This is a genomic window from Candidatus Dojkabacteria bacterium (genome assembly GCA_016927995.1).
Taxonomy (GTDB): Bacteria; Patescibacteriota; Dojkabacteria; order JAFGLO01; family JAFGLO01; genus JAFGLO01.
Map to the genome: position 1 here is coordinate 51475 of JAFGLO010000003.1, position 15305 is coordinate 66779.

The following is a 15305-nucleotide window of genomic DNA, read 5'->3' on the forward strand; positions in this document are numbered from 1 at the left end:
GATTAGTTCATAAAGTTAGGTTGTTCTGTTGTAGTTTCCCGGCTTATTGCCTTAGACAAAAGATATGCCCACCAACCTGTAGAGGAAACTTCATACAACTGCTCTATATTACTAGCCCCGGGGTTTGAGTATCTGGTTCCCTTTATTGCACCATATCCCTGGGATAATGTATCAAGTTCTATCATTCCAGAAGAAATTACATATCCATACAAAATATCGAGCTGATCTTGATATGAAGCTCTGTTATCTGGATCGCTAATATATAGTGTCTCAAAGGCGTCAATACAAGGCAGAATATTCATTGGGTCATTTGTTATGCTTTGATTTTCGGCAAAAGTCCTCTCGCCATAAATTTTTTTAATATCACCTCTTGTAACAATATAATCTACATATCCTAAAAATTTTCTATCACCTGTTGCATCGTAAAGTCTGGCCCCTGCCTGAATCGCATAACAACTTGATGTTTTAAAATCAATATCATCCGTGAGTGAAGGTTCGATATCGTTTTCATAATAGAGAAACAGGTGGACTTGGTTAAGTAATGAGATCGCACCAAATAAATAACCCCTGTCTTGCGTCATTTTATATGCATTACTTAGCTCAATAGACCCTACGGCTGCCATATTAGTTGAATTCTCAATGCCTGTACCAGTCATTTCATTCCCAAAATTAACCGGCAAAGTAGAAACGTATTCGGTAAAATACATGAAATCAAATGCACTATTATAACCTGGGTCTGTATAATAGCTTTCATCGTATCTTTCACGAACAACAGCTATATAATCATCGGCGTATTCGGCTTTGCTGGCATCCGACGAAAGTACAATGTCGCCGTATTGGAAAAGCCTGGATTCAAAATACCCGACAGGAATTGATTCATCTGTTAAGTCATCAAGATAAGTTGAATAATCTGCTACTTCACTATCAAGCATGTCATTTCCGAAAAAGGCATAATTAACCCAGTTATATGGCTTATAGTCTTCGGAACCTAACTCGCAGTTGCCTGTAAAGGTTTTGCATGTAAGCCAAAATGGGTATTTTCCATCCGATGTTTCATCTACCTTTTCCAAAAAAGAAACGGCAGCTTCCTGCAAAAATTCATGGTCGGTAATGCCTTGATAATCTCCGCACGAGGTTACGTCGACCTTTCTAAAAAGCCTTAAACCTAAAAGATTTAAATAATCGAGTTTTAAAATTACGCAGCCCTGACCGGCAGTTAAGTTAGTATTTTTTGGCAGAAACACATCGGTCAGTGTTGACGTATTTAAAAGCGACTCTGTAATAGAAAAGGAATACTTTGAGTAAAAAAGACTGTCAGTTTTAGAGACAACTTCCCCTTTTAGAAAAATAGTCTCGGATGTTCCATTAGATACTACCGAAGCCATTTGACCTTCAAAGTTAACAGTTTTAAAAGGTTGCCCAAATACAATCCTTTGAGTCAACACGTTATACAAAAAGAATGACCCAACAAGTATAACTAATACAAGTCCGGTTATCCATACATATTTTGGGACTTTTTTCTTTATATTTATAGCCATTTTATTCTTCTTCCAAAACACGCTTAACTTCTTTCACGATCCCTTCCATGTCCATTTCGGTCTTAATTACATAACCGTCGGCGCCTAGCTCAAAACACTCTTTTATTGTACGCTCGCTAGCAAGATTTGTAAGAACCAAAACTTTTGGATCGCCATAAACCTTTGGTTCTTTTCGCATTACGGAAAGAACTTCGGTTCCGCTAATTCCGGGCATCATAAGATCAAGAAGAACAAGGTCAATTTCGTCTTTGTTTTCCTTCATAATGTCAAATGCCAGATTTCCGTTAATTGCGGTTAACACGTTGAAATCGGCAAGTTCAAGCATCTGTTTATATTGCTCCAAGATTACGGATTCATCATCGACTATTAAAATTGTGTGCTTCACAATATTGCTCGAAACAATTTATATAATTCATAGTAGCAAAAGCCCTAGTTTTTGTCCAACTCACCTTCACCATTGTATAAAACGAAATCGAATATCGTAGCAACACCGTCATTTGCGTGGTCAGTTCGGTTTAAAATTGTATTTATACCACTACAACTTACATCGGCAACATAAATATACCTTTGCGTTGGAAGTTGTGCACCCACACCGGTTACAGAAACTGTGACATTACCATATAATGGCCGAATTCTTACGTAAAGGGGTTCAAATCCTGCCGTTGCAGTTTGCTTTAAACCCCGAAGACTGCCTTTAACTGCAGTTTCCAAAGAATACCACAGTGGTTCCGTGGGCTCATAGGTTCCCGGGTTTCTAATAATAACCGGATCTTTAGGATTTGTGATAGGATCTGTTGGGGTTTCAGTTCCCGGGATTGTCACTGTTTCATTCCCCGCAGCAGTTTCCGAACCAACAAGTTTGTAATTTATTTGCTTTGTAGTTCCGGGAATTACACTTTCTTTCAAAACCTCATACACTCCGGTTGAGGGGTTCTTTCCAATTGTCTTTACCACCAAAACAACGTTTGTTGATGTATCGCTACTTAGGGTAATTTGAATAGTTGAAGACTGAAGTAAACCATGAACATCAACCTCCAGAACGGAATCCTTAGCAACCGACTCATTCTCAATATAGTTTCGAGGAGTATAATCGACGGTTCCGGTACAACCTGCCGGAAGATCTGACCCATAAAGTGACGAAAGCGACATCTCACAGGTGCCGGCACAAGCATTTTCATCGTTTATTAAGGAATACATCCTGTCTAAGGCTCCGCTTGCAACTGATGTTGCCGTCTCGGAAAGCCTGAGCTCGGTAACCTCACGCATATTTGTTAAAACGCGAGAGGAAACGGCAATAATAATTAATGCCGCAATTGATATTGCAACTATAAGTAGCATAAGTGCAGCAGCTTTGTTCTTTTTCATTTTTAGAGATTTTAATTAATTATTGTATCCAACTTGAAAAGTCTCTGTATTTATCTCGGCTTGTCTTACCACTTTAACCTCCCCGGAAAATGGTCCATAAGTGGGAGAAGCCTCAATAGTTACAATTACAATATCATTTCCAAATTCTATACTTGCACATTCAAAGGTAAGACTACTAACATTCGTTTCTTTTCCAACAATATACACATCATTTGCAGAAATTGAAGGATTATTGGTCCGGATAATTGAACCAACATTGTCGTTTTGTCCATACTTAAAAACAACACTATCCTGCCCGCCAACCAAACCTAGGTACAATCCATCATCTTTACACATCTCGCTAAGTGCTGAATCGGCACTTTGAATATTGGATCTTATAACGGTAATTGCAAAATCAAGCTCTCCAACAACTTGAGTTTTCGCATTTATAAGATAGTTTACCCGAAGTGCTGATACAAGAAGGTTTGTAAGCGCAAGCATTATAATTCCAAGGGTTAAAATAGCAATTATTAGTTCGATCAAGGAAAATGCTTTTGTTTTTTTTCTGTTAATATTTTGATACAACGGTCGTTAATTTCACAAATGATTTAACTCCATAGACTTGATTACCCCCAATAATGACGGTAACAAGCTTAGGTCGTAAGGCTGCAGGAACACTTGCCCCCCCGGGTAGTGTTTTTACGGTAACAAGTACATTAAACAGCATATTTTCGGGGACACGTCTATGTGCAGGACCTACTTTTATACACACATTAGGATTTGAGTTACAAAAATTTTGCAATGCGGTAACCGTTTTAATGGTTCCCGGATCAAGAGGTGTAGAAGTTGTACCAAACCGCCAGATTCCGTTATTGTTTTCAAGATTATAGGCAACAGACCCGGTTGGGTTCGGAATGCTTGACCAATTTCCAACCTTTAAAGATCTTATTCCACCTAGAATTTCCAAGGCCTGGTTTCCGGCCAATGTATCAAATTCTATCTCGGTTGCACGTCTATCTAGGCTAAGCATTAATTCCATAAAGGCAAAGGCACCAATTCCAAGAATTGCCAAAGCTATTAATATTTCAACCAACGTAAACGCACCGGATTTTATATTCGGCAAGATTTTTTTATTATTCTTTTTGTTCATATGATAAGCTTTATTTTTTTATCTCCTCTTCTTTGGTTTTAGTAGTTCTTACAAATTCGATACTGGCACCGCTGGTTATTTTGATTATTCGTGTACTTTTCCCGGCACCAAATGTAACCAACAATGAGTCAATCTTTGAATCAAAAATAGCACCTGTTTTACTTACAAAATATACCCTACCTGTAACGCTCTCAAAAATTATGTATTTTACATCGGTATTTAAAGCAATTCCCTTTAACCCGGAACCCGCAGACAAATCCTTTTTACCCGGCAAATATACAATCCCTTCATTTACACCGGTGCAAGATGTACCTCCAAGATCCCTCCAGTCAAAAAGATTAAACAGGGTGGAAGATAGCGGTGTATATCCGCCTGAATTTGAGCACATTTTAAAAAGACTATAGGTATTCTTTGTACTTATCATTGAAAGATCAACCCCTATTCCGTACACCCAATTTTCCCCGGCACCTCTCTTTGTGACCAATGCACTATGTTTTGCATTTTCAAGATTATCCTTAAAGTTTAGTGCGGCCTGATCTACAAGCTGAACTCTGCGTATAGCCAAAAACCCCACACTCCCACCAGCAATTACAATCAAGGCAATAGACATAACTATCAATACCTCCAACAGAGTAAGCGCACGTTTGGGATTAGAGATTTTTTCCATATTCAACTATACTTTAGCTTTGCAAACTCGTCAACCACAATAAATCCGAAATCACTGACGCTACATATTCGTCAAATCGAAGAAAGTAACAAAGAACTATACCTCCTATTAATATGGGCAAATATGGAATATACATTCCTCGCCAATTTTTATGTTTTACAATAATAATGATAAGAACCACCAACCCACCCAAGAGACTTGCCATCCAAAGACTACCCAACACAAAATTTAACGGAAACCATAAAAACATAAGTGCAATAAATCGCCCGTCGCCAAAACCCATAAGCTCCTTTTTTAGATATTTATACATTAGGTAGAATCCGAGAAGAACAAAAACTGCAATCCCTATATCCCAAAGAACTATTAGATTTTTCTCAAAAATTACAAAATATAACGAATAGATAAATCCGCCCACAGTTAAAAGGTTGGTTAATCCTTCGTTAATCTCTTCATGAATAAGGTCGTACATAAAATAGTAAAAGAGGACACTTGCAAGAATTATCAAAAAAAACACCGACACCGCTGAACGAAACAATTCCAAGTTCGTTTCAACAATAATCAATGATGGGTTAAACGTATAATAAAAAGCGGCATATACAATGTATACAAAAGCAAACCCCAAAAAGGCCTCAACTAACGGATAATACATTGGTACTTTATATCCGCACTTTGAGCATTTGCCGCCTATTATTAGATACCCAAACACAGGAATTAGTTCAATTACTGAAAGTCTTTTTCCACATTTTTCACAAACGGAGAATCCTTTAAGCGGTTTTTTTTGGGGCTTTCTGTATACAAGATTTGTTAAGAAACTTGCAACCGAAGCCCCGATTAACCAAACCCAAATCAGTAAGAACAGCTTAATAGCAAGAATACTCCAAACACTAATTACCTCCACGGTTCAATTACTGTGTCTTTGATGCAAGACAAGCCGTAGTTAATAATGAACTGTTGCCGTTACCTTGACAGTAACATTGATCTAGTGAGGTACATTTACCATCGGAAGGTGCTTTAAGTTCAAGACACGTACAAATTGCATAGTAATGCTGTACTGAATCGGTTGCATATGAATAACAGTTATTCATTGCATCACCTTTACAGGGAGTTCCGTCGAAAACCCCTTCCATAAACGATGTAAGTGCGCCCGAGCTACCTATCATTACAGTCATGTCTGCGTCGACAGGATATTTTATATTGTCGTTATAATACGCTTGCATTAGTCCGGCAAGGTTATCAACGTTTTTCTTTCTTCTTGAGTCACGGGCAAGTTTCATTCCGTAACCTGCTGCAAGTGTAACACCCATTGTAAGAATTCCTATGATAACAAGAACTATCATAAGTTCTAAAAAGGTGAAAGCTTTTGTTGCTTTTTTCATGTCACATAATAAAAATTTATATAAAGTTTTCACTTAATCTAATGTATAGTAAGAACTTTGAGTTGTCAAATCAGGCTACAAAATGACTAACTTGCAATAATCTTTGAAAGCGAGAACATTGGTCCATATATTGCAATTGCAATAAAGGCCACAGCACCACCCATTATAATAAGCATTACGGGTTCAATAATTGACGAAAGGTTTTCGGTGAGTTGCTTAACTTCTCGTGAATAATACTCGTTCAATTTATCAAAAACAACATCGAGCTTACCGGTTTCTTCACCAACCGCAATCATTCTGCTTACAAGTGGCGGGAAATTTTCGTCACGTGAGAGTGGAAGAGCCATCGGAACACCTTTTTTAATTTCGTTTATTACCCCTTTGACGCCCTCCCTAAACCAAAAGTTTGAAAGTGAAGCCGCCGTAAGGTTAAGCACATCAACGATATCCATACCACTACGTATCAAAAGTCCCATTGTTCTTGTAAATGTTGCAACTTGTACCTTTTGAACAAGCTTCCCAAAGATCGGGATCTTAAGAACAAGTTTGTCAACAACCTTTAAACCGCCTTCGGTTTTGTAATAATATCGAAAACTAAAGAAACCAATTACAACTAATGCGATAAGTATGGGCCACCATTTTAGCGTAAAATCACTTATTGCAACCACAATTTCCGTTGCAAACGGCAATTTTTCTTCTCCAAACTCCGAAAACATCTGTTTCATTGAAGGTACCATAAAAACCATAAGCAGAATAACGACAACAACAATAACAATGCTAAGGATAATCGGATAGATCATTGCCGATTTTACCTTTGATGAGAACTCTTGTTGAGATTCGAGCTCTGTTGCAAGATCCAAGAGAATTTTCTCAAGTGTTCCACTTTTTTCACCGGCCTCAATTAAAGATACCGTGATGTCATCAAATACACCCTTCTGCGCAGCTAATGCCTGAGCAAAAGCCATCCCCCCGGTTACCTTCTTTGTTACATCTTCCACCGAAGCTTTAAAGCCCTTGTTATCAATCTGCTGAGATAATATATCTAAGGAATTTGTAAGTGAGACACCCGCAGAAAGCATTGTTGCAAGCTGCCTCATAAAAATAACCTTTTCCTTAAGCGGGATTCCTCCTATATTGATTTCACTAAATCGCTCAAAATCAAATATTGCGATTTTCTCGTCAATACTTATTACTCTAAGATCAGATTCCGACAAAGCCCTGGAAACAACCTCAACAGATTCGGCTTCCATTTCGCCTTTATGGTATTTACTGGCGGAATCTACTGTGTTATATACAAATTTTGCCATAAGTTTATTTAATTATTTTAGTAATCTAACAACTTCTTCCGGTGAGATTGCATAGGCCTGAGCATCTTCAACACTAAGCACACCCTCTCGTACAAGTTCAACCAAAGATTTTTCAATTGAGATCATGCCAATATCACTACTCGTCCTAATTGTATTATCGAGCTGATATGTTTTTCCTTCACGAATTATATTTCGTACGGCCGGTGAACCAAGCATTACTTCGGAAACAGCACGCCTACCTCCACCAATAAGCTTCACCAATCGCTGTGATACGACAGCCTCAATTACAGTTGCTAACTGAGTTCTAATCTGAGATTGCTGATGCTCAGGAAACACATCGATGATTCTATCAATCGTTTGAGCGGCACTGTTTGTATGAAGTGTTGCAAACACAAGGTGACCGGTTTCTGCAACAGTTATTGCTGCGGCAATTGTTTCATAATCACGCATTTCACCAACCAACACAACATCAGGATCCTCACGCAATGCACTCCTTAATGCAATTTCCCACGAATGTGTATCGTTTTTCATTTCACGTTGACAGACCAAGGCCTTTTCCCTTGGGTAAACGTATTCGATAGGATCTTCGATAGTAAGAATATGGACAGGTCGAGTTTTATTTACTTCATTAAGTATTGAAGCAAGCGTTGTACTTTTACCATGCCCGGTTGGTCCGGTAACCAAAACAAGACCTTGCTTTAATGCGGCAAACTCCTTGTATATTGATGGTAGCTTTAGTTCCTCAATTGATCGAATTCTTCTGGGTATAAGTCTAAATGCAGCACACATCGAACCCTTCGCATGATATACATTAACACGAAATCTTGCCAAATCTTTATGCGCATGTGCAAGATCTGCTTCCTTACTTACCTCTACAACTTCTTTTATGTCGTCGGGTAGCATGCTATATATTAAGTCTTTGGATGTTTCAGGGGTCAATCTCTCCGGGCTAATTGAAGATAAGTCCCCATCGACTCTAATCATTACGGGATATCCGGCAGAAATGTGCAGATCCGATGCATCTTTCTGAATTACAAGGTCAAGTAACTGATCAATTGTATATGGGTAAGGTCCACCAGTATCAGCCTCCAAAGGCTGGAGCGCCGAATCTTGGGGCAGTACGTTAGTAACATCAGTTGTTTTCAACGATTTTGATTCGGGATCAGTAACTTCGGACTGTGGTGCATCAAGTGTATTAGTTGCAGTTACTAATTTAGCATCCGGTAATGCATCCGGGGTTATTTCCGTTGGTCCAACCGCTTTATTGTTTCCTGTTAGTATTTCACGTGTACTTAATTTATTGGGATTTTCGACAAGCGGTGGCAAACCGTCCGTTCCCAATGAAGACGAACCCTGACTTTCACCCTGGCTTTCGGAAGAACCAGAATCTTCTGTTTTTTGTTCTGCCTTTACCAATGGTTCGGCCGACAATATACCTGCGTCCGGCTCGGTAACTAACGGCGCATTCTGATTAATAGGATCCACGGGCGAATCAACTGCCGAAGGTTTTATATCTGCAGCATTTGAATCGGGTTTCAAAACCGTTGGATCTGGTTTTACCGAAGTATCAGGAGGAGTTTCCGGCAAGGAAACATCCTGCTTAACCTGATCATCCACAGCCGAAGAAACCGGCATATTTTGAGGAACGGTTGTATTTGCATTACTCCCAATCCCGGACTGCCCTAACAAAGATGCCATATCCATATATAATTTTATCAGTTTATGTATTTATAACACGCATTACTTCCTCAAGGGTTGTTATCCCGTCGAGCACTTTTAGATAACCATCTTGAACCATGGTTATCATTCCGGAAGCAACGGCTTCTCGTGCTATGTCACTTTCCGGTTTATTTTTCATTACCATTCTACCAATAGTTTCAGACATTTGGAGTGCCTCAAATATTCCGGTTCTGCCTGAATATCCCTGACCGCTACACTTGTCACACCCCAAACCTTTGTAAAGATATAATTTTTTAATTCCGCTTTCATCAACTTCCGGACATTTGTAATACGATGGCATTGCTCCCGACTTACACTTTGCTTCCGAATATGCAATTGCATCAAATCCGTCGATATTTGAGAGTGTCTCATTTATTTCAGTTACAATCTCCGGACTAACCTCATACGCTTGAATACAGTGTGGACAAATTGTTCTTACTAACCTTTGCCCTACAATGGCTCTTACCGTTGATGCCAAAAGATAACTTTCAACACCCATGTCTACAAGTCTTGGAAGTGCAGCTGCCGAGCTGTTAGTATGAAGAGTTGCAAGTACAAGATGACCTGTTAAGGCAGCTTGCACAGCAAGTTTTGCTGTTTCCGCATCACGAATTTCACCAACCATTACAATGTCGGGATCTTGTCTTAGTATAGATCTTAAACCATTCTCGAAGGTTAAACCGACTTGCGGGTTAACCTGCACTTGGTTTACCCCCCGAACTCGGATTTCTACAGGGTCTTCGAGTGTAATAATATTTACTTTTTCGTCATTTACAACTGAAAGCGTACTTGCGAGCGTTCTGGTTTTACCGGAACCCGTGGGTCCCGTAATAAGGATTATACCTACCGTTGATTTTATTGATTGCATATAAGTGTTAAATGCCGGTCCACGCAGTCCGCTTTCTTCCAATGGGGGAACCTTTCCACTTCTATCCAAAAGCCTAAGCACAACCTTTTCGCCATAAATTGCAGGAAGCGTCGAAACACGAATATCAATCTGACGATCACGATACTTTACGGGAATTCTACCGTCTTGAGGCATCCGCTTAACATCAATCTTTAGTTTTGCCATAATTTTTATTCGGGCAACAACCGATGGATGAACCGCCCTAGGTAGAGTTATTTTGTCAATCATTATGCCGTGAATTCTATATCGAACACGAGTTTTTTCTTCCAATGGTTCAATGTGAATATCGGAGGCACCAGTCTTGGCTCCATATTCGATAATTGTGTTTACTATTTTTGCAACAGGTGCTGTTGCAAGATTTTCGTTACTGGTATCGACATCCGCCCCACTATCATCTATTTCCATTCCCTCATAGTCGACACTTTCCAAAGATTCTTCAATCTCCTCACCAATCAGCGATGCACTTTTGGAATCAATTATGCTTATAATTTGCTCACGCAGTGAGATATATACTTCAAATCGTTTGAACTGCGAGAGTCTGCTTTTTACATATTCCAGGGCCTGAACATCAAATGGATCAGCCATTGCAATTTTTACCAAAAGTCCGTCTTCTTGAAAAACAAGCATTTTATATTTACGCATTGTTTCAAGTGGCAGGAGTCCGATAACTTTGTCATCTATTGTAATTTCGGATAAGTCAATAAATGGCACACTGAAGATTTCGGCTTTAAGCTTTACCAAATCAACAGAAGTAATTGTACCCCGCTCCAAGAGTAAAGTCTCAACATTCTTTCCTGTCCGTGACGACTCAATAAAAAGCTGTACTGAATCATCTTTGGTAAGCTTCCCTGTATCTATTAATTTTTGAACAACGCTGTTACTGGGCATTTTTTGGCAGTAGAAAGTAATCCTTTTTAATTATTACACAATCCGTTGGATGTCGCAATTTTAATAGATATTATATGACCTTAGGCTTTATTTTAGAAAAGTATTTATAAAACCTTGTCTTCTTTAGAACTCTTAGTACTCTGGACTTTTCAAATGGAGATGACAACCACAGTCTTGGTGCAGTATTTAGAAACTGATCTTTTATAAATAATTTAAGCTCTGACACTTCTAGTTTTTTTAATACAGCTTCCTTCTTATCTCTAGAGAATTTATAATCACTTCCGTTCAAAATATTAATACCTATATTTTCGGCATATTCACTTTCATATTTCCAGTTGTCTTTAAACAAGAACCAGCTAAGTTGATCAATAAACCAACGTTTTCCGTAAGAAGAATCAAGAAACTCATTAATCTTGCATGTTAAAACGTTAAATACATCATCCATCACGTCACCCAATTTCTCAAGTCTACACGAAAATTTATAACCCTTCGAGTTAATATTCCAAATAAGATAATGGTTTATATAGCTACCCCAGTAAATATAACCCTTTCCTTCACGAATAAAAATCCTTTCAACTTCCTGGAAAAGTGAGTAAAACAGACTCCACAGTACACTTTTTTTATAATCAATTTTTACGGGACGCTTATTTAAATACGATACGGCTACGTAAACATCATTTCTGTATAAATCATCTTTAAAATGATAAACACTAAATTCATTTTTCACCGGTCTGTTTTCCGACTTAAAGCTAATCTTATTATTTGTAAACAATTCAGCAATTTTGTATATCTCATCCCAAAGTCCTTTCGAGAGTCGCCTACCATACTGCACGGTAACAACAACATTCTTGGGATTATAAATCATGTCTTTAAATCTAATAAGATGAGCCGCTGTTATTTTCGGGATATCTTTTGAAGTTCCTCCAATCGGAATTGTTACCTCCGGATATTCGTTTCCAATTAAAAACTTATTGAGTTTTATTCCTACGTCTTTCTTTTCTTTACTCGTTGCAATCTCGGATAAAACAACTTCCTTCTCCTTAGTCACATATTTTTCTATATTCTCATGAGGATAATCCAACCTGTAACGAAGATTTCGCAAAAGTTTTAACGATCCTTTTTGGTGAGTGCTACCATATAAATAAAGATTAATAAACGAAGTACGTGCATTTATAACAAGACTTGGAGCTTTAAGTGTTCCGAGTGTTGACCGATCTAAAGCCTCAAGTGTCTTATGCCGTTTGTTAGGTTTTCCGGCAATTATATGTTCAAGCAGGTGTGCAGTACCATTCGGAACTTTGGCCTGCTTTTCAAAAAACGACCCACCCCTAAATATTATCGATACGTCAATAGTCTTTATTTCTGGTTTAACACTCTCAACAACAGTCAACCCATTAGTGAGCTTAAAAACATTCGAAGTTGATTCATATCGTTCATCTGTCCAGGTATCAATAAGTCGTCTGTCCATAATTATTTATCCAAAATTAGGATAACAACACTTTTTGTATTTTTTCCCACTGCCGCATGGACAAGGATCATTCCTTCCCGGTCTATTGGGATCAGACTTTGTTTCTTTTTGAGGTGTTTTTTCGGACTTTTTATCCTTCTCCTTTTTGTCTTTCATGGTTTTAAGTGTATTTGCAATTGCATTACGAACCAAACTGTTACTAGGTAAAGGCTTAGAAACTCGTTGAACTCTAAATATGCGTGAAGCAATTCCATCGGCAAGCTCAAGAAGTAATTCATTAAAAAGATTATAACCCTCATTTTTATATTCTATAAGCGGATTTCTCTGTGCATATCCCCTAAGTGAAATCCCCTCGCGCAAAACCCGCATTGCATCAAGGTGATCTATCCAGAGTTTATCAATTGTAGACAAAATTATTACCCGCTCAATGTCATTTGCCACCTTATAAAACTCCTGGTAGTAATTTGTAAATACTCTTAAGACAAGTTTGTAGGCAAGATTTAGCTTTTCCTGCATTTCTTTCTTTTCTATCATTGAGGACTCAAAATCCCCTCTATTTTTAAACCCAATTTCCGAAATTGCTATATCCAAAAGATTCTCGGGAATAAGTAAGAACATATTTTGTGTAAGTTTTGTACTCTCGTCTTTGTCGATAGTGGCATCTGCAGTAAAACTCGAAGTAAAAGCAGATTTAATCTTTTGAGTAACCTTTTGTAAAATCCACTTTCTTACAGGCAGGAAAACAAGATTATCAGCGCCAAACAAATCATCCCATCCGGACTGATTCTCCCCCAGTATCGAAAATTCGTTAACAAAAATCTCAAATTGATCAAAATCAAACCGATCTAAGTCAAGATCTTTGTATCTTTGCCGAATTTGTTTGTCGTTTAACTTACTATGAATTTCTTTGTCTTTGTCCAACAAAGAAATTAGGGCGTCTCTGAGTGAATAAATTATTCCACGATGATTATTCAGAACATCATCATACTCAACAAGATGCTTACGAATTTCAAAGTTGTGACCCTCTACCTTTTTCTGGGCTGATTGAATTGCCTTAGTTATAAAGCCCGACTCTATGGGAAGATTCTCATCTACACCCATTCGATCAAGCATCCCTTTCATCATGTCACCACCAAATCGACGCATTAACTCGTCCTCAAGCGAGACAAAAAATCTGGACGAGCCCGGATCACCAAGTCGACCCGATCGACCCCTTAACTGGTTGTCAATTCGGCGAGCTTCGTGACGTTGAGTACCAACAATATGTAATCCGCCAAGCTCCTTTACCCCTTCGCCAAGCTTAATATCGGTACCACGACCGGCCATGTTTGTTGCTACGGTAACCGCACCTTTCTCACCGGCCTTTGCAACAATCAATGCTTCCTTCTCGTGGTTTTTTGCGTTAAGTACGTTATGTGGAACACCTTTTTTCATAAGAAGTGAAGATACAACTTCGGATACTTCAACTGAACCGGTACCCACAAGCACAGGTCTACCCTGACTATAATATTCTTCTACTTCAGTAACAACTGCATTAAGCTTTGCATTTAGTGTCTTATATACAACGTCCGGATAATCCTTACGAATAACCCCTTTGTAGGTTGGTACAACTACAACATCGAGTTTGTAAATGTCTGCAAATTCCTCGGCTTCCGTTGCGGCAGTTCCAGTCATACCGGAAAGAAAATCGTACATCCTAAAAAAGTTCTGATAGCTGATCGTTGCCATTGTTTTGCTTTCCTTTTTAATTTCCACCCCTTCTTTGGCCTCAATTGCCTGATGAAGTCCTTCGCTATAACGCCTACCGGAGAGTACACGCCCGGTAAATTCATCAACAATTTGAACTTGGCCAGATGCCACAATATAGTCATCGTCTCGGGTAAATAGCACTTCAGCCTTAAGTGCGTTTTCAAGATGATGTGCAAGTTCAAAATTCTCCCAAAGATTTTTTACGGCCAAAAGTTTTTCTACTTTGGCAATGCCTTCTTCGGTTAAGTAAACATCTCTATCCTTTTCATCTACTGTATAGTCCGTATCACGCTTAAGCCCCTTTACCAACTTTGCAAAAGTCACATACAATTCGTTTGACTTTGCCGCCGGAGCGGAAATAATAAGTGGCGTTCGTGCTTCATCAATTAGGATTGAGTCACATTCGTCAACGATCGAATAAAAATGACCCCGCTGAACTTTTTGGGAAAGTGAACGTGCCATGTTATCACGCAAATAGTCAAACCCAAATTCACTGCTTGTTCCATATGTAATGTCACACTCATAGGCTTCACGCTTTGTAACCTCAATAAGGTTTGCGCCTCGTAGAGAAGCCATAATTGAAAGATCTTTTTCTTTAAGAAGTGCCTTAACTTCATCACCATTTTTTGAAATTGCCTCTGCATCGGGCACAAATTTATAGGCAGCCTGAGGAGTTATTACGGCAACGCTCATACCAAGTGCATATAAAATATGGCCAACCCATTCTGCATCACGCTTAGCAAGATAGTCGTTTACAGTAACAATATGGACACCATATCCCAAAAGTCCATACAAATATGCTGCTAGTGGAGCAACATTTGTTTTTCCTTCACCAGTAAAAAGCTCAATTACTTTATTTTGGGCTAGGAACACTCCACCCATCAACTGAACATCAAACTGTCTGTGTTTGGCAACTCTATCGGAAACTTCCCTTACCCTTGCAAAAACCTCCGGAATCAAGGTCAATAGGTGTTTTTTTAAATCCGCATTTTCTTCCGCAGTAAGAGGTTTACCTTGGGAAAACCCATATTTTTTTCGGAAATACGTAGTACTCTCTGCAAGCTCTGCGTCCGAAAGTTTTTTCATCTCGGGAGCAAGTTCATTAATACTATTCACAATTGCTTGTACATTTTCCAATTCTTTTGAGTTATGATCAAAAAGTTTTTTAATAAACGAAAACATCTGCATAGAT

General features: G+C 38.6%; 13 protein-coding genes. All 13 read right to left on the reverse strand.

Annotation, left to right across the window (positions count from 1 at the left end; genetic code table 11):
- Nucleotides 1-2: 2 nt before the first annotated feature.
- Complete coding sequence (locus tag JW962_00625) at nucleotides 3-1538, reverse strand: hypothetical protein (protein MBN1373825.1); 1536 nt, start codon at nucleotides 1536-1538, stop codon at nucleotides 3-5.
- A 1-nt stretch (nucleotide 1539) separates the two neighbouring features.
- Nucleotides 1540-1923: a response regulator gene (locus JW962_00630; GenBank protein ID MBN1373826.1), complete on the reverse strand. Its 384-nt coding sequence runs from the start codon at nucleotides 1921-1923 to the stop codon at nucleotides 1540-1542.
- 44 nt (nucleotides 1924-1967) lie between these two features.
- On the reverse strand, nucleotides 1968-2903 hold the full coding sequence (locus JW962_00635; GenBank protein ID MBN1373827.1) for a hypothetical protein: 936 nt from the start codon (nucleotides 2901-2903) through the stop codon (nucleotides 1968-1970).
- Nucleotides 2904-2918: 15 nt separating this feature from the next.
- Entirely contained in the window at nucleotides 2919-3467 is a 549-nt protein-coding gene (locus JW962_00640) for a prepilin-type N-terminal cleavage/methylation domain-containing protein (GenBank protein ID MBN1373828.1), read from the reverse strand.
- Nucleotides 3451-4032, reverse strand: coding sequence for a prepilin-type N-terminal cleavage/methylation domain-containing protein (locus JW962_00645; GenBank protein MBN1373829.1), 582 nt, complete (start codon nucleotides 4030-4032; stop codon nucleotides 3451-3453). The genes JW962_00640 and JW962_00645 overlap by 17 nt, the downstream gene beginning before the upstream one ends.
- A 10-nt stretch (nucleotides 4033-4042) precedes the next feature.
- Nucleotides 4043-4699, reverse strand: coding sequence for a prepilin-type N-terminal cleavage/methylation domain-containing protein (locus tag JW962_00650; GenBank protein MBN1373830.1), 657 nt, complete (start codon nucleotides 4697-4699; stop codon nucleotides 4043-4045).
- A gap of 13 nt (nucleotides 4700-4712) precedes the next feature.
- Nucleotides 4713-5597 carry a prepilin peptidase gene (locus JW962_00655; GenBank protein MBN1373831.1) on the reverse strand — a complete coding sequence of 295 codons (885 nt, stop codon included), beginning with the start codon at nucleotides 5595-5597 and terminating at the stop codon, nucleotides 4713-4715.
- 7 nt (nucleotides 5598-5604) lie between these two features.
- The gene (locus JW962_00660) at nucleotides 5605-6075 is read right to left on the reverse strand and encodes a type II secretion system protein (protein MBN1373832.1); all 471 of its coding nucleotides are present in this window, start codon (nucleotides 6073-6075) and stop codon (nucleotides 5605-5607) included.
- An 86-nt stretch (nucleotides 6076-6161) separates the two neighbouring features.
- Nucleotides 6162-7382, reverse strand: coding sequence for a type II secretion system F family protein (locus JW962_00665; GenBank protein MBN1373833.1), 1221 nt, complete (start codon nucleotides 7380-7382; stop codon nucleotides 6162-6164).
- Between the two features lie 12 nt (nucleotides 7383-7394).
- Nucleotides 7395-9017, reverse strand: coding sequence for a type IV pilus twitching motility protein PilT (locus JW962_00670; GenBank protein ID MBN1373834.1), 1623 nt, complete (start codon nucleotides 9015-9017; stop codon nucleotides 7395-7397).
- An 85-nt stretch (nucleotides 9018-9102) separates the two neighbouring features.
- Nucleotides 9103-10896, reverse strand: a complete 1794-nt coding sequence (gene tadA / locus JW962_00675) for a Flp pilus assembly complex ATPase component TadA (protein ID MBN1373835.1) — start codon at nucleotides 10894-10896, stop codon at nucleotides 9103-9105.
- Nucleotides 10897-10966: 70 nt separating this feature from the next.
- Entirely contained in the window at nucleotides 10967-12364 is a 1398-nt protein-coding gene (locus JW962_00680) for an insulinase family protein (GenBank protein ID MBN1373836.1), read from the reverse strand.
- 6 nt (nucleotides 12365-12370) lie between these two features.
- A complete protein-coding gene (locus tag JW962_00685; GenBank protein MBN1373837.1) occupies nucleotides 12371-15301 on the reverse strand; it encodes a preprotein translocase subunit SecA in 2931 nt (976 codons plus the stop codon).
- Nucleotides 15302-15305 lie beyond the last annotated feature (4 nt).